The organism is Sapientia aquatica (assembly GCF_004358105.1).
GTDB lineage: Bacteria > Pseudomonadota > Gammaproteobacteria > Burkholderiales > Burkholderiaceae_D > Solimicrobium > Solimicrobium aquaticum.
Genome location: NZ_SMYL01000004.1, coordinates 310631 through 326750, shown reverse-complemented (window position 1 = coordinate 326750; position 16120 = coordinate 310631). Strand labels below are relative to the sequence as shown.

Annotated in this window: 16 protein-coding genes; 12 read left to right on the top strand and 4 right to left on the bottom strand. The window is 48.8% G+C overall.

The window, feature by feature from the left end:
- The first annotated feature begins 125 nt into the window (after positions 1-125).
- The 5 genes from pyrE (at position 126) to ggt (ending at position 5176) form a co-directional block, all read left to right on the top strand.
- Positions 126-785 carry an orotate phosphoribosyltransferase gene (pyrE, locus tag E2I14_RS10915; RefSeq protein ID WP_133328341.1) on the top strand — a complete coding sequence of 220 codons (660 nt, stop codon included), beginning with the start codon at positions 126-128 and terminating at the stop codon, positions 783-785.
- 24 nt (positions 786-809) lie between these two features.
- A complete protein-coding gene (locus E2I14_RS10910) occupies positions 810-1781 on the top strand; it encodes a type II secretion system F family protein (RefSeq protein ID WP_133328339.1) in 972 nt (323 codons plus the stop codon).
- A gap of 225 nt (positions 1782-2006) precedes the next feature.
- Entirely contained in the window at positions 2007-2885 is an 879-nt protein-coding gene (locus E2I14_RS10905) for an HDOD domain-containing protein (RefSeq protein ID WP_133328337.1), read from the top strand.
- A 117-nt stretch (positions 2886-3002) separates the two neighbouring features.
- Complete coding sequence (locus E2I14_RS10900) at positions 3003-3269, top strand: hypothetical protein (protein ID WP_133328335.1); 267 nt, start codon at positions 3003-3005, stop codon at positions 3267-3269.
- A gap of 182 nt (positions 3270-3451) precedes the next feature.
- Positions 3452-5176 carry a gamma-glutamyltransferase gene (gene ggt / locus E2I14_RS10895; protein ID WP_133328333.1) on the top strand — a complete coding sequence of 575 codons (1725 nt, stop codon included), beginning with the start codon at positions 3452-3454 and terminating at the stop codon, positions 5174-5176.
- Between the two features lie 100 nt (positions 5177-5276).
- Here the strand turns inward: ggt and E2I14_RS10890 are convergent, their stop codons facing one another.
- Complete coding sequence (locus tag E2I14_RS10890) at positions 5277-6479, bottom strand: tetratricopeptide repeat protein (RefSeq protein WP_133328331.1); 1203 nt, start codon at positions 6477-6479, stop codon at positions 5277-5279.
- A gap of 302 nt (positions 6480-6781) precedes the next feature.
- Here E2I14_RS10890 and E2I14_RS10885 point away from each other — a divergent pair, with 302 nt between their 5' ends.
- The 6 genes from E2I14_RS10885 (at position 6782) to E2I14_RS10860 (ending at position 13381) form a co-directional block, all read left to right on the top strand.
- On the top strand, positions 6782-7171 hold the full coding sequence (locus E2I14_RS10885; RefSeq protein WP_133328329.1) for a hypothetical protein: 390 nt from the start codon (positions 6782-6784) through the stop codon (positions 7169-7171).
- Between the two features lie 254 nt (positions 7172-7425).
- Positions 7426-8121 carry an ABC transporter ATP-binding protein gene (locus tag E2I14_RS10880; protein WP_133328327.1) on the top strand — a complete coding sequence of 232 codons (696 nt, stop codon included), beginning with the start codon at positions 7426-7428 and terminating at the stop codon, positions 8119-8121.
- 8 nt (positions 8122-8129) lie between these two features.
- The gene (locus E2I14_RS10875) at positions 8130-9461 is read left to right on the top strand and encodes an ABC transporter permease (RefSeq protein ID WP_133328325.1); all 1332 of its coding nucleotides are present in this window, start codon (positions 8130-8132) and stop codon (positions 9459-9461) included.
- Positions 9462-9479: 18 nt separating this feature from the next.
- Positions 9480-10709, top strand: a complete 1230-nt coding sequence (locus tag E2I14_RS10870) for an ABC transporter permease (RefSeq protein ID WP_133328324.1) — start codon at positions 9480-9482, stop codon at positions 10707-10709.
- 15 nt (positions 10710-10724) lie between these two features.
- Positions 10725-12068, top strand: coding sequence for a sigma-54-dependent transcriptional regulator (locus E2I14_RS10865; RefSeq protein WP_133328322.1), 1344 nt, complete (start codon positions 10725-10727; stop codon positions 12066-12068).
- Positions 12069-12178: 110 nt separating this feature from the next.
- Entirely contained in the window at positions 12179-13381 is a 1203-nt protein-coding gene (locus E2I14_RS10860) for a sensor histidine kinase (protein WP_227544704.1), read from the top strand.
- A gap of 285 nt (positions 13382-13666) precedes the next feature.
- Here E2I14_RS10860 and E2I14_RS10850 read toward each other — a convergent pair whose 3' ends face one another.
- On the bottom strand, positions 13667-14044 hold the full coding sequence (locus E2I14_RS10850; protein WP_227544703.1) for a tlde1 domain-containing protein: 378 nt from the start codon (positions 14042-14044) through the stop codon (positions 13667-13669).
- Positions 14045-14163: 119 nt separating this feature from the next.
- Complete coding sequence (locus tag E2I14_RS10845; RefSeq protein WP_133328314.1) at positions 14164-14646, bottom strand: Hcp family type VI secretion system effector; 483 nt, start codon at positions 14644-14646, stop codon at positions 14164-14166.
- A 145-nt stretch (positions 14647-14791) separates the two neighbouring features.
- On the opposite strand from E2I14_RS10845, the gene E2I14_RS10840 reads away from it, so the two are divergent.
- Complete coding sequence (locus E2I14_RS10840; protein ID WP_227544702.1) at positions 14792-14965, top strand: ATP-binding protein; 174 nt, start codon at positions 14792-14794, stop codon at positions 14963-14965.
- On the opposite strand, the gene E2I14_RS10835 is transcribed toward E2I14_RS10840, so the two are convergent.
- The gene (locus tag E2I14_RS10835; protein ID WP_133328312.1) at positions 14916-16097 is read right to left on the bottom strand and encodes an acyltransferase family protein; all 1182 of its coding nucleotides are present in this window, start codon (positions 16095-16097) and stop codon (positions 14916-14918) included. The two genes, E2I14_RS10840 and E2I14_RS10835, sit on opposite strands and share 50 nt — an antisense overlap.
- Positions 16098-16120: the final 23 nt, after the last annotated feature.

Here is a 16120-nt window from a genome sequence, read left to right as displayed (position 1 = left end):
GAATAGTAATAAATTGAAAACGAAAGCGCGAACTAAGGGCTAAGTTGCGTCCAAAACGGGGCTAAGAATACCCCAAAGCAGGTGATTATGATTAAATAGCGGGAAATTATCCACAGAATCTAAATATGAACAATCTACGTCAAGAATTTATCGCTTTCTCCGTCCAATCCGGCGTGCTGTCGTTTGGTGAATTTGTCACCAAAGCTGGTCGCACTTCACCGTATTTTTTTAACGCGGGCTTGTTCAATGAAGGCGCGAACTTGGGCAAGCTAGCGCAGTTTTATGCACAAACTTTATTGGACTCGGGCGTCGAATTCGACATGTTGTTTGGCCCCGCTTATAAAGGCATTACCTTGGCTTCATCGACCGCCGTGGCTTTGGCCGGTATGGGGCGCAATGTGCCGTTTGCTTACAACCGCAAAGAAGCCAAAGATCATGGCGAAGGCGGCACGATTGTTGGCGCAAAATTGGCCGGAAAAGTGGTCATTATTGATGACGTGATTTCAGCCGGAACCTCGGTGCGTGAATCGGTCGATATGATACGGGCAGCGGGTGCCACGCCAAGCGCGGTGTTGATCGCTTTAGATCGCATGGAGCGCTCTGGCAAAGACGATGCGCTAACAGTCAATTCGGCCGTGCAAGAAATCACCTCGACTTACAACATGCCGGTCATTTGTATTGCTAACTTAGCCGATTTGTTTGAATACTTATCGAGCGGCCAAGCCAGTCAATTTGCCCAATATACCGAAGCGGTAAAAAATTATCGTGCGAAGTACGGTGCGTAATTTAACTCCGACCCGTCATTTCTAATGGCGCATTCCCCGATTGCTATCCAAGTGCGCGCAACCATGTTCGTGCATTTGGCAGCAATGGAAAAAGCCGGACTGCCGGCCGATAAATCCTTCGCTCATTTGCAACTGCCTGCGGCGCTTCAACCCAGAGTTGTAGCGACGCGCAAGCTCATTACTCGCGGCAAAGACATTGCCACCGCCGGCTTTACATCGGGCTTGTTTTCTGAAATCGAATACCAGTTGCTGCGCGCCGCGACCGACGCTGGCAGCCCCGCACTAACTTACCAACGACTAGCGCAACGGTATGAGCAAAAAGCGCGTGCCGCGTCGCAAATCAAATCCCGATTGGCGTTGCCGACGTTGATGTTGTTGGCCGCATTATTGATTCAACCCTTACCAGCTTTGGTGGCAGGCAGCATTACTGGGTCGGCGTATTTGTGGGGCGTGATTCGCCCTTTTTTAGCGTTGGCGGGATTGTTTTTTGTTGGCCGCTTTAGTTGGAAGCGCTTACAGAACCAAACGGACAAACCGACTTCGATTCAAATCTCGCTGACGAGATTACTGGCGAGTTTGCCTGTGATAGGGACATTGTTGGTGCAGGCCAATGTGCGTGATTTTTATGAAAATTTAGCGCTGTTGTTAGAAGCGGGCGTGCCGATGTTGGATGCCTTACCCAAAGCGACTAAAACAGTGAGCTTATGCACAATACGGACTGATTTTGCTCAATTGCTGCCGCACGTGACGCGCGGCGCGCCGTTGTCACAAGCAGTAGTAAATTTGCACTACAAAACTAAAAACCCAGCACATCCTTACATTCAAACCGGCGAGGCCAGCGGCACTTTGCCAGAAATGCTATTGCGCTTTGCCGATGGCGAATCCGAATCGGTCGCGCAACGTCAAGCCATGCTAGCCGAATGGTTGCCGCGTCTGGTGTATGGCGCAGTGGCCGCATGGATGGCCTACCAAATTCTGCAGTCCCACATTCTCTAGCGCCACGTCGAATTAAATCCTCGCTTCGTCCTAGATTTCTGCCAAAGCCTCACTATACTGAACAGGCAACGCTACCCCTATCTGGCCTTGTAATAACTTTAAGAATTCACCAATAGTCGGCAGCAACAACAAACAATGGCAATTTTTATCATGTTGGATAACCCATGAGTGCGACGCCATCGATCGCATCCGGCACGACCGCAAACCTTACATAAAACATCATTGATGAAGAATTCACGCCCAACAATTGCTACCGATTTGGCTTCGGAACAGTCAATCGAAAAAATGTTGAACACGATTAGGATTCCGCCGCGCCCTAGTTTGCTCACCGATGTCCAGCAAGAATTATCGTGCAGCCAACCTTCTCCGCCAAAACTTGCTGGAATTATTGGTCAAGATGTCGCGATGTCGGCGGCGTTATTGAAGTTGGCCAATTCGGCCTACATTGGTTTAAAACTCAAAGCAAAATCGGTAGAGCAAGCAGTCATGCGCTTAGGCATGGACCAATGCAGCTTGCTGTTGACCGGAATTTTGGCGCGTGAAACGGTGCAAATTGAAGGCGTATCGCTGGCAAGCTTTTGGGATCAATCTACCAAGCGATCCAAAGCGATGAGTTTCTACGCAAAGAAATTTGGTATTTGTCGCAGCGACGTGGCGCACACGGTTGGCTTATTTTGCAATATCGGAGTTCCGTTATTGATGACTAAGTTCCCGAACTATGAAGCGCAAATGGCCGCGCACGATCCGAGCGATTTGCGAATAATTACGGCCATTGAAAATGACCTGTTCCACACCAGTCATACGGCGCTCGGTGCCTTGATGGCGCGCACCTGGGGATTGCCGGATGAAGTGGTCGATGCGATTCTTTTGCATCATCAATATGCCGTGCTGAAAGATCAAAATACCGCCGCCATAGTGCGCGGGTTGATTGCCGTGGCATTATTAGTTGACCATGGAATCCACCGCTATCACAGCCAACAAGACATGCGTGAATGGCTTATTGGTGGTGAGGATGTGCGTAATTATTTAGGTATTAGTCAACACGATGCCGACGATATCGCCGATGAAATTCACGCCATGTTTGATGGCGTGGCCAGCTCCTAGGGTTCCAATGACGAATCTGTGCATACCTTCTGTTCGGCTTAGGGCATCGATCTAGTATCATGGCGGCTTGTGCGGAATCGATTGCCCGCTGAAGACCATTTGAAAGAGCCTATCCCTATGCAAGATTCCAAATTAATTGATTGCCACGGTAAACCAGTGACCGTCGGCGATATCGTTCGTATCGTCTCACTTAATCAAGAATTCATTGATAACTTCCCCGAAGACGAACAGCCCTTAATCGAATCCATGATTGGTCAGTTTTTCAAAATTTACGGCATTGATGAATTCGGCCAACCGTGGGTCAGCAAAGAATGGCATGACGAGGCTGGCAATCTGCAAACGCACATTATTGCGCTCGATCCCGAAGAGATGGAACGAATCTAAGCTCATATGCTCCTTATGCTGAGGATGGGAATCCGCTGATGTTGATCATGCTTATTCAGTTTTATGCTTTGATTAACAGCAGCTTCTTGTCTATCCTCCTTCGTTACGCAATTCAGTTAGACTACTCGTCGCAATCTTTCCGTTGAATGCCATCTTCCTTACGTTTCTTGAAAGTGCTATCCATGAATTTGTCTCTCAAACGTCAACTCAGTGTATTTGTGTTCGGAATTTCTGCCAGCGTTTTGGCGCAAGCAGCCTCAGTCGCGCCAGTTGCCGCTGAACATGGCATGGTCGTGACCGCGCAACATTTAGCCACGCAAGTCGGTGTCGATGTGCTTAAAAAAGGCGGTAATGCAGTTGATGCAGCCGTGGCGGTTGGCTACGCCTTAGCCGTTGTCTATCCCGCAGCCGGTAATTTGGGCGGTGGCGGATTCATGACGATTACCTTGGCCGATGGGCGCAAAACGTTTGTTGATTTTCGTGAGAAAGCTCCACTCGCTGCAAGCGCCAATATGTATTTGGACGCCAACGGCAATGTGATTCCTGGCTTGAGTGAAATGGGCCATCTGGCCGTTGCGGTGCCGGGCACGGTGGCGGGGATGGAATTGGCATTGAATAAATACGGCAAACTAAAACGCGCTGAGTTGATCGCACCGGCTATTCGTTTAGCCAAAGAAGGTTACGTGCTGCGCCAAGGCGATGTGGAGATGCTTGAAGCAGGTACCGAAGGATTTAAAAAAGACGCGCCGACCGCAGCGATATTTTTAAACAAAGGTCAGCCATACAAAGCGGGTGAAAAATTAGTACAAAAAGATTTGGCGGCAACATTAACCGCGGTCAGCCAGCAAGGTAGCAAAGGCTTTTACCAAGGCGCTGTGGGCCGCGCGATTGTGGAATCGAGCCAGCGCAACAAAGGCATCATTACCCAAGCCGATTTAGATCAATACACAGCGCGTGAATTAGCGCCCTTGGAATGCAATTACCGTGGCTACCAAATCGTGTCTGCGCCGCCGCCAAGTTCTGGTGGTGTGGTGATCTGTGAAGTCCTGAACATCCTCGAAGGCTACCCGCTAAAAGAATGGGGCTTCCGTGCTGCGAAAGGTGTGCATGTTCAAATCGAAGCGATGCGCCATGCGTATATAGACCGCAACAGTTATTTAGGCGATCCTGATTTTGTGAAAAATCCGGTCGCGCATTTAATCGATAAAAACTACGCCGCTAAAATCCGCGACAGTATCAGCCAAGAAAAAGCCGGCGTTTCCAGTGAACTCAAAATCGGCACTGCGCCGCACGAAGGCAGCAACACAACGCACTATTCCATCGTTGATAAAGACGGCAATGCCGTGTCTGTCACTTATACGCTCAATAACTGGTTTGGCGCGCACGTAACAGCGGCAAAAACCGGCGTGTTGTTAAACGATGAGATGGATGACTTCACGTCCAAAGTCGGTGCATCCAATATGTATGGTTTAGTGCAAGGCGAAGCGAATGCCATTGCGCCGGGCAAACGTCCTTTGAGTTCGATGAGCCCAACGATTGTTTTGCGCGACAATAAACTCGTCATGGTCACCGGCACGCCCGGCGGCAGCCGTATTCCGACCACGGTATTGCATACCTTGATCAACGTGATTGATTACGGCATGGATATTCAAGAAGCGGTCGATGCGCCGCGTTTCCATCAGCAGTGGATGCCGGATGTAACCTATGTCGAAAACTTTGGCTTAAGCCCCGATACACGGGCGATTTTGGTGGGCATGGGACATCATTTGGCCCAAGCGCAACCAGCGAATCATATCGCTGCCATTCTAGTCGGCGCGCCTTCTTTGGGCGGTCAGCCGGTAGCGAATAACAAGTTCTACGGTGCCAATGATCCACGTCGAAATACCGGTTTAGCGGCTGGATATTGAGTCGCTAAAATGGCTCTGAAAAATCACTAAAAAATTACTAAGTAGGCCAATAATTAGGCCACCAAGTAGGCCGCTAAAGCCTCAGTCAACCAAGCACGAATTATTTAGCGGTGGCAGCGTCGGTAACCTTAGCGGGTGTTTGAAATTTCGCATTTAACGCACTAACTCGTTGGCTTCCTGGTTGTAGTTCCGCCAGGATAGCCAATTCTTCTCTTGCCTTTTCAGGCTGTTGATCACGCCAATATGCTAGCGCCAGATTGGCATGGACTTCATCAAAGCCATGGGTCATTTGCTTGGCCTGTTTTAACGACGCGATAGCATCCTTGTAGCGTTGTTGCTTGAGTTGATCTATCCCCATCGCCAGCCAATAATACGGATCATTTTTCTGCGATTCTTGTAGGAGCGTTGCGTAGTATTGTTGTTCGCTTGTGCGCTTTTGTTCTGCCATCAACTCCATCAAGGAATGCAGCGTGGTCTCGGATTTGGGCGCAATCGACAGTGCGTAGAGCAACATGTTTTCGGCATCGGCAAGAAGCTGCCTTGATTTGTACAGCTGCGCCAGATTGGTGTAGCTTTTTTCAAACCTAGGGTCGGTCAAGACTGCCTGTTTAAAGTAAGCATAAGCCAGTGCGGTTTGGTTGTTGGCTAAATATTCCGCGCCGAGATTATTATAAAAACGCGCTGCAATAGCAGCTTCACTCAGCGCTGTTCCTTCAAGAAACACCTTTTGCTCAGGCTCAAAATCGATCACAAAATCGTGTGCGCTAAGCGTTTTATTGGTGATTTCAAATTCGGTGGAATTCTTTACCAATAAATTGACATGACCGTTGATGAAATCAATGTGATTGCGCCGATCGAATAAGGTCGGTGTATAGACTTCTTGCATTTGCGCGTCGATATTCATTTCCTTGGCCACCGCGTAGGCCAACATGGTGATGGAAATGCAATCGCCGCGCTTGTTATTCCAGGTTTGTGCCACGGCCGTGGAGTGTCCGGACGCGTAGGGATAAATCAGTAAATCCTTGCCAAACAAGACGACCATCATTTGCTTGAGCCGCGCGCTAGTCGGACTACCTGCTTGCACACTGCCGACAATTTTTTCTTGTAAATCGGGTGGCAACACAAACAAATCAGCTTGTTTCAACCTGACCAATTCTGGCGCGTAAGCAAAGCTGTCATCGCGCCAAGGCACAGGCAAATTTGGCTTGCTCGCTGATCCGGTGGCAACACTTGTGGCGCAGCCGCTGAGCAAACACGAGCTTAAGGCCACGATCGCCATCAATGCAGTAAATGTTCGCATCATTGTCTCCTTACCACTGTTTAGACTGAAACGGCACCAACAATAGAGGCTAAGTGTATTCCTTAACCGAACAGTTTTACATCGCTATCTGCGGTTTCGCCGTGTTGACCCGCAAGCTACTGTAACAACGTTGTTTGATCTATCACGCTGCTCTCACGCGCATACGATTTGGGTTGCGTGGATTAGCGGACACATCGGACAGATCGGACAATTTCGGATTTAACATTTCTTTTAAAATCAGTTACTTATCTTGTGGCACGGTTTGTGCATTATTGCTGGTATCTTGTTATTTACCGGAATTTGCCATGCGTCTGACTCCAACCGTATCAGCTCAATTTGCCGCACAACCTGCTCAATTCACTCAACGGGCACCTAATTTGTTGAGCAAACAATTGCTAAAGTTAGCCTTGGTGTTGGCTGCCGTTGGCTCAAGCAATGTATTTGCACACGACATTTTTATGATGAATATTGGCTCGTTGATCGAAGTCGCCTTAGTCCAAACTGAACCAGTCAATCCAGCGAATTCGGCCACTGCACCACGCACCGAATCGGCGACAGCCGCCTCAGGCACGGCCAGCAAAGATGCGCAAGACAAAAAGCGCGAGCTGTCCACCAAGGAAACATTGACGCCAGCGGCTAACTCGATGCGTAGCGTCGATAACAAAGACACCAAGTTAAAAATCGTCATTATGTAGTGGCCAGATACGTCAGACGCAGTGCGCGCCTAGGGCGCAACCTAGCAATGGAATAAAGACGCAGCCTCGGTTGCGTCTTTTGCATTCTGCTGGTTTGGAAACTCGCCGGCTTTGCGCCAGCTTAAATGGCAAAATAAGTTGTTCGGAAACGTAAAAAGCGGTTTCAATTCCTCGCCCGCCTGCACTAATATAGTAGTTGCCGCGTAATGGTCTGGTTACGGCAAAATCCACGTTCAACAAAAAGAATAAGACCGATGGTTAGAATGAAAAATATCAGCAAAGTGTATCGCGCGCACATGATAGAAACGCATGCGCTGCGCGACTTTGCTATTCACGTTAAAGAAGGCGAATTTGTCACGGTGACTGGCCCATCCGGCTCGGGCAAAACCAGCTTTCTCTCGATTGCGGGATTGTTAGAAGAATCCTCGAGCGGCGAATATTTACTCGACGGCGTCAATGTCGGGCAATTGAGTGACAAAGAACGTTCGCGTCTGCGTAATGAGAAGCTGGGTTTTATTTTTCAAGGCTTCAATCTCATTCCCGATCTAACCGTTTTTGAAAACGTTGACGTACCGCTGCGCTATCGTGGCTTTTCCCGCGCCGAGCGCAAAGAACGTATTGATCACGTTTTAGCGCAAGTAGGTTTGACCGCGCGCAAGGCGCATTTTCCCTCTGAATTATCCGGTGGTCAGCAGCAACGTGTGGCGATTGCGCGTGCCTTGGCTGGCTCGCCGCGTTTGTTATTAGCCGATGAGCCAACTGGCAATCTGGATACGCAAATGGCGCGCACCGTGATGGAATTGTTGGAGAAAATTAATCAAGCAGGCACCACGATTTTGATGGTGACCCACGATCCCGAATTAGCGCTGCGTAGCCAGCGCAATGTGCACATTGTTGATGGTCAAGTTAGCGATTTGGTGCGCCGTCATTCTTCCTTGGTTGCAGGCTAAGGCGGTCAATGTTTTTCTATTATTTTAAGATCGGCTTACATAATCTACGCCGCAATCCGGTGTTGACGGCATTGATGGTGCTGACCTTGGCGGTCGGTATTGCCGCAAGTATTTCAACGCTAACTATTCTGCGTATGATGTCGCAAGACCCGATTCCGCAAAAAAGTGAGCGCCTGCTCGTTCCCATTATCGACAATAGCGATCCAAGCAAATACATCCCAGCGGATCGCACTGGTTCTCATCTGCTCAATTACCGCGATAGCGTCAATTTTTTAGACAGTCATTGGGCCGCGAATAGAACCGCAATCTATACGATTCGGCGCGGCCTACAGTTTCATCCGATCGGCAACAACGCCGCTACGGAATTAATCACCGTTGACGGGATTGCGACCACGAATAGTTATTTTGCGATGTTTGATGTGCCATTTGCATTCGGCGCAGCGTGGAGCGCTGAGGACGAAAAAAACCGCGCTAAGGTGGTCGTTATCAATTCCCAAACGGCGAGCAAATTAGTCGGACCGCAAAGTCCAGTGGGAAAAGTAATTCAGCTTGGTTCCGACGAATACCGCATCGTGGGCGTCGTCGGAAAATGGAATCCCGTGCCGCGCTACACCAATGTGCTGCTCAATGACGATGAATTCACCGGCGAAGATCAGATATACATTCCTTTCCAAACCGCGATCGCCAATCGCATTGATCCCTTCGCTGGTTTTTTTGATTGCAGTGGCACCGTACCCGAAGCTGGTTTTGACGGTTGGTTAAGTACCAGCTGTACGTGGATTCAATTTTGGTTTGAAGTAGAATCAACTCAAAAAATAGCGCAGCTAAAAGCACAGATCAACGAATACACCGCGCAGGAACAGCAGCACGGGCGCTTTCAGCGGCGGGCCGAAAATAAACTACTCAACGTAATGCAATGGTTGGATTATTTAGATTTGGTCGATAGCAGCTACAAAATTTCTACCGGATTATCGTTTGCTTTTTTAGCCTTGTGCACGGTCAATACAATAGGTTTGCTGTTGGCTAAATTTTCTTCTCGCTCTACTGAAGTTGGCGTGCGCCGTGCTTTGGGTGCGTCGAAGTTGGATATCTTTAGCCAATTCCTCATCGAGACCTTGGTCATTGGCCTAGCCGGTGGCTTGCTCGGCGTGGTATTGAGTTATAGCGCGCTGTGGATTATTTCGCAGCAGACCAAACAATTCATGGTCGTGGCGCACATGGACGTGCAGATGCTATTGATTGCGTTTGCATTCTCGGTGTTGGCGAGCGTCTTGGCGGGGTTATTTCCCATTTGGCGTGCCTGCCAGATCACGCCGGCTATTCAACTCAAATCCCAATAAGGCGTTTAGAACACCACCATGGATATACGCCCTGTTTTCTCAGTCTTGATGCGTAACAAAGCGCCCGCTTTGCTGCTAGTTTTGCAAATCGCCATTAGCTTGGCGATTATGCTCAACACTGCTTGTGTCATTAGCTTTTATTACGATAAAACCCATCAAGTCAGCGGCATCAACGAAGAAAATGGGCTGTTCTATTTGCAGATTACTTCCGCCGAAACTAGCACAGACCAACAAGCGCTCGAGCAAGAAAATCGTTACCGCCAGATCATTGCCGCAGTGCCGGGTGTGTTGAAGCTCTCCGACAGTTCGCAAATTCCGTTTGTTAGTGAGGGCTACTATTATTATTTACAAACGTCCAAACAAGTCTCCAATGCCATCACGGTGACGCCCTATTCTTCCTCTGGTTCATTGATCGATGTGCTGGGTTTGCGTTTGGTGGAAGGGCGTGATTTTGTGCCGAGCGATGCAGAGACCCAAGCGCAAGACGACAAACTGGAATACGCCCAGCACCTTATTTTGAGCAAAGCCTTGGCGCGGGCTTTATTCCCCGATGCGACCACATATGTCGGCAAAAAGCTGTGGTGGGGCACGACTGGTCAGTTAGTTGAAACAGAGATTGTTGGCGTTATCGAGCAATTTCAAATGCCTTTTGTGCAGTTTAAAGACTCTGAAAATTATGCCGTTTTTACTGCCCGCCACAGCATTACCAATGCCCCCAAATTTATCGTTCGAACCACTGAGCAAGCGCGCCAACAAGTGATGAAAAATGTCGAGGCCGCGCTGCGGTTAGCCGTCCAAAGTCCACTCGATATCAAAATCGACACAGTCAATGAAGAACACCGAACCTACTACGGCGAAGCAGTAACACTAACTTGGTTGCTGTCCTCGGTTTGTGTGCTGTTGCTGTTTATTACTGTGATCGGTATCGTCGGTATGACCACGTTTTGGGTGAATCAACGCACCAAGCAAATTGGAATTCGCCGTGCCTTGGGAGCGAGTCAGCGCGATATTGTTAGCCAGTTTGTGATTGAAAATATTCTGCTTAACAGCATCGGCATTGGGCTAGGCAGCGTAATTGCGATTGGCTTGAACGAATGGCTACAAAACTACAGCGAGTACGCTAAATTGCCGATTAGTTACGTGTTGCTTGGTGCTGCGGTGTTTTTTGCCTTGGGAATTGGCGCTGTGTTGGTGCCCGCGTGGCGCGCCTCGATTATCTCGCCATCTGTTGCAACTAATGGCGCATAAGTTTATCCTTGCTCCATGGCAAATATACTGATCATCGACGACAACCAATCGGTCGCAATTGCGCTAGAAGTACTGTTCTCGCTGCACGAAATCTGCACCATCACCGCCTCTTCACCCGAAGAAGGTTTGGCGGTGTTGCAATCTGCTCCGATTGATCTCGTGATTCAAGACATGAACTTCAGCGCCGAGACGACTTCGGGCGAAGAAGGCATACAACTGTTCGAGCAAATTCGACAACTGTATCCCGACTTGCCAGTCATCTTATTGACCGCGTGGACTCATTTGGATGCCGCCATCGGTTTGATCAAAGCGGGCGCCGCCGACTACATCGCCAAGCCGTGGGATGACCAGCGCCTGATCACCACAGTGCAAAACTTGATGGAACTCGGTGAAAGCAGTCGCGTATTGCATCACAAAGTTATCCGCGAACGGTTACAAAAACGCACGCTAGAAAAGAAATACGATTTACGCCAATTTGTTTGGCAAGACAGCGCGTCTGAGCGCTTATTAAGCATGGCTTGCCAAGTCGCCCGCGCTAATGTGCCGATCCTAATCACCGGCCCGAATGGCTCGGGCAAAGAACGCATCGCAGAAATTATCCAAGCCAACTCCAGTGTCAAAGATGGCCCCTTTGTGGTGCTCAACTGCGGCGCGATTCCAGCAGAATTAATTGAAGCGGAATTGTTCGGTGCCGAAGCAGGGGCGTATACCGGCGCGAACAAATCACGCGAAGGCAAATTTGAAGCGGCCAACGGTGGCACCTTATTTTTGGATGAAATCGGCAACCTGCCTTTGTCGGGCCAAATGAAATTATTGCGCGTCTTGGAGACAGGCCGTTTCGCGCGGCTCGGCTCCAACAAAGAACAGCAAGTAAAAGTACGCATCATCAGCGCCACCAATGCCGATTTGCCCGAAATGATTAAGGCGGGGAGTTTTCGGGAAGACTTGCTCTACCGTTTGAATTTAATCGAGTTAGTCGTGCCATCCTTAGCCGAACGTCCGGATGATATTTTGCCGCTGGCGCAACAATTTTTAGATGGCCAAAAAACGCTGCATCCGCTAGCCCAAGCGGCTCTGCAACGCTATAACTGGCCGGGCAATGTGCGCGAGCTAAAAAATAAAATCACACGCGCCTGCTTGTTGGCGCATGGTGAAGAAATTACCGTGCAAGATTTGGGATTGCCTCAACCTTCGACGCAGATGAATGAATTCGGTGAGCCCGAACTCGATCGCACCATGATCGAAAGCGCGCTCAAAAATGCCCAAGGCATCGTCTCGCAAGCGGCGCTGCAATTAGGTTTAAGCCGTCAAGCGCTGTATCGGCGCATGGATCGACTTGGCATTAGTCGTAACGGATGAAATTTTTTTATTCCCTCCACATCACCACGCGCTACATTATTTACGCGTGCGTTTTTCAATTGAGCGCGCTAGTCACTCATTTTTTATTCCAACAATTTTTTAGCGAAAAAATGAGTTTGCTCTACACCTGTTTGGTGATGTTGCCGCTGACGGCCTTATTTATTCACTTTCAAATTGAACCGTTTTTGTCGCTGCTGCGCGCCCTGAATGGAACGGTATCGAGCTACAAAGATGGCGACTATTCGTTTGGACTGTATTGGCCACGCAACGACGAATTATCCGAATTGGTCGCCGCGCATAACGACTTAGGCGCAGTGCTGCGCGAGCAACGGTTGAATTTAGCGCAGCGTGAACTGCTGCTCGACAATATGGTGCAGCACACGCCGGTAGCGATGTTGCTAGTTTGTGATAATGGTCCGATTGTGTATGGCAACGTGGCCGCGTGCAAACTATTGAACAATGGACAAAAGCTCGAAGGCTACGATTTTTCGAGCATTTTAAAAAATGCCAACCAAGCGCTCATCGACGCCGTGAATCGCGGTGCCGATGGCTTGTTTCATGTGCAGGACGATGAGGCGCAAGAAGAAGATGTGTACTACCTGGCGCGGCGTTTGTTCACCTTAAATGGGCGCAGCCATGAATTATTTTTGCTGCGTCAATTAACCAATGAATTGCGTCGCCAAGACGTTAAAACTTGGAAAAAAGTGATTCGCGTAATTAGTCATGAACTCAACAATTCCCTAGCGCCGATTGCCTCCTTAGCCAATTCCGGCATTGAATTAGTGCGGCGCGAACAGCTAGAGCGATTGCCGGTAATTCTAGAAACCATTGCCGAGCGCAGCCATCATTTGGAAAGTTTTATCCAAGGGTACGCCAGCTTCGCCAAGTTACCATCACCGCGCTTAGCCCCTGTCTCGTGGTCGTATTTAATCAATGTATTGCAGGGACAAATTCATTTTGATTTGGTTGGCGACTTACCCGAAAAGCCGGTACGGATTGATTCAGCCCAAATGCAGCAAGCGATGTTAAATCTGGTAAAAAATGCGCACGAAGCCGGCGGTGAACAAAACGCTGTGGCAGTGTCAGTGCGACAGATTCAAGACAGCTTCCGCATCGATGTCATGGACCGCGGCACAGGTATGAGTGAAGCTGTGATGATGAATGCCTTGATTCCGTTTTATTCCACCAAGCGCAGCGGAACCGGATTGGGATTAGCCTTGGCGCGTGAAATCATTGAAGCGCACGATGGCCGAATTTTGCTGGCTAATCGCGATGGTGGCGGGCTGGTGGTGAGTTTGATTTTGCCGGTTTGAGTAAATGTGTTGATTGTCAAATTTCGATAACTGCCCAGTTCTGGGATCGGACCTATTTCAAATATTTGTAGATCCCTCGAGCGCTAGCTACCAGTAGAAAAAGGGTGATGACATCAATTAGCAATAGCAGTGGAATTGGGTTCTCCCATTTATCCATATTTGTTGTCCTTCCATAATAGGGTGGCCCATCGCCGAATGCACCAATAACTGTATCGAAGTTGATATATAAAACAGCCAAAATAATCGCTGTATAAAAAATAGAAACGAAAAAAAAGATATATCTTTTCATTTTGAATACGAAACTGTGAGCGGAATGTAGCACTCGGGCTGTTTTGCTATCGCTTTTCGTAGCGCCAAAACGAAGCGATCCATTTGATCGGTCAAATCAATGCACCCCGCACTACCTTGAGTGCTTCCGCCGTGAATGAAAAATCCCCCGCGCTTATAAGTCTGGGTATCGGGATAGGGATGAATAGTAATCCAGTAATTTCCCCAAGCCATACGTGGATTTCGCAGTCGATACCACGAATTCTCTTGTAACTCACTAGGCTGAATCCAATATTCACCTTCTGGTATCGGCCCATGATCGGGCGTGCGTTGGCGATCAATTGAATACTCAAAAACGCCGTTAATTTTTCGCCCCGAGACTCCAGAGAATTGCATGAAACCGCCGATGCCTGATCCACGAAGATACTTGCCATCAAAGTTTAATGATATTGAAGCTCTGGCGCAGCGTGGAATTGTCGGGGCGTAGCGTTCGCTTGCGTAACGATCACCCATGATTACGCTGACTGATTCGCTTTAATATCAAAGCTCGCCGTAACGGTCCCAGCATGACCACCTTGAGCATTTTGAAGCTTGTATTCTTGGGTGACTTTAGAGAAAGAAAGAGTAACTTGCTCCCTAATTCCTTCGCCGTGCTCACTGCATATTGGGTGGACGCCTGTGACGATAACATCCCTCATTGTTATCTTCATATACTCAAGTGGGTTACCACCCGATTTGCGTTTGACTAAAATTGCTTCGGGAATGTGTTTTCCGGTTAGGCAGTACTTCATTAAATTTGGACTTGATCGATCAGCTCCATGCTCAAAATATAAATCGCTAATAGTTGCTTTACCAGCCCCGCCCCCGCTACCAGAGTGCATGCTTGCGGTTTGTTTGATATCCCACTCCCAATGAGACACTTCAATTTCATCTTTGTGAACGGAATCGTTCGATTCACCATCTACACCATTAATTTTTAAAAATATATCCTGTGCCATGAAAATTCCTTTGTGAGCTTTTAAATAGAAAATATGTCTTCATAGCTAGACTTCATTCTTAAATAAAAATTCATTATTCAGATTCCCGCAATCTGGCTTGTTTTTATGCCTGATCTCGCATCGATGTCATGGACCGCGCACAGGCATGAGTGAAGCTGTGATGATGAATGCCTTGATTCCGTTTTATTCCACTAAGCGCAGTGGAACCGGATTGGGATTAGCCTTGGCGCGTGAAATCATCGAGGCGCACGATGGCCGAATTTTGCTGGCTAATCGCGATGGTGGCGGGCTGGTGGTGAGTTTGATTTTGCCGGTTTGATTGATTTAGTACCGACCACAAAAAGCCGTTCTGGCAGCCTGCGACCAAACTTGATGCAGGGCAGCTCAACCGCTCGATGTAAAACATCGGCAGCAATCAATGTGCCGATCAAGGTTCCAGTTAAAGTTGCTACTAGCATTGGAATGGGTTCTAGCCCTGCGTTTGCTAACAGCCACAACATCAAATTCAGAATAATCATGTGCACCAAATAGGCCGAATAAGAAATTCGTCCCAACCAGCGCAGAATTGGTGATAGCAGCAGGGACGATATGAGTTGCGCAGGTTGGCGTATTGTCGAAAATCGCATGCTATTGCAACTCAACAAAACGATAATCCAAATCACTGCCTGCCCTTGGTTTGGGAATAGCAGCGCGCCAGCAAGGCCGGCAGCGGCGATGAGCCATCCCGTGTGTCGCGCTACTTTGGCAAGTTTATCTTTATCGGCTTGCCAGAAAAAATAAGAGCAGCAACCGAGCGCGAAGTAAGCGATGTGTGCGCCGATAAAACCTTCGCCGAATCGCAGCCGCGCATTAAACACTGCGGCGCAAAAAATCCCCAACATCACCAAGCCTATCCATCGCTTTGCCAAGGTGCACATCCATAACACGAAAGGCGCGAGCAGATAGAATTGCCATTCCACCGAAATACTCCATGCTTGACCAAGGAAAACGTAGTCGGTCATCGGTAGCATAATTTGCGGTATGAGCCCATGCAGCATTGTTAGGTGCGCTAAAAGATGCGGCCAAAATTGGTCTGAACCGGCTTGCAGAATAGCGATTCTCGACAGTGTGCGCTGGGTGGCTGGATGCATCGCATGCAGCGCAGCATCGGTGAGCGGCAGCATGGCGATTGAAATAAGTAGGCAAATGGCGTAGGCCGGAAATAAGCGCAAGAAACGCCGCGCAATGTATCGACTGTAGTGCTCAGGGTTGTGCCCGAGCAGATAAAAAATAATAAAGCCGCTGAGGATAATGAATACGTCAACGGCTTTTCCATTTGCTTCCAAGAGTCGCCAAACCACCCCGTCCAACGATGCAGGTGCTTGGAACGACAGCAGAACATGCCCGATCACCACCCACAGCGCCATCAGGCCGCGCAGCGATTCGAATTCATCGATTCTCTCGGAGTTCATTGTTTGCTTTCGTTAAATTGGTG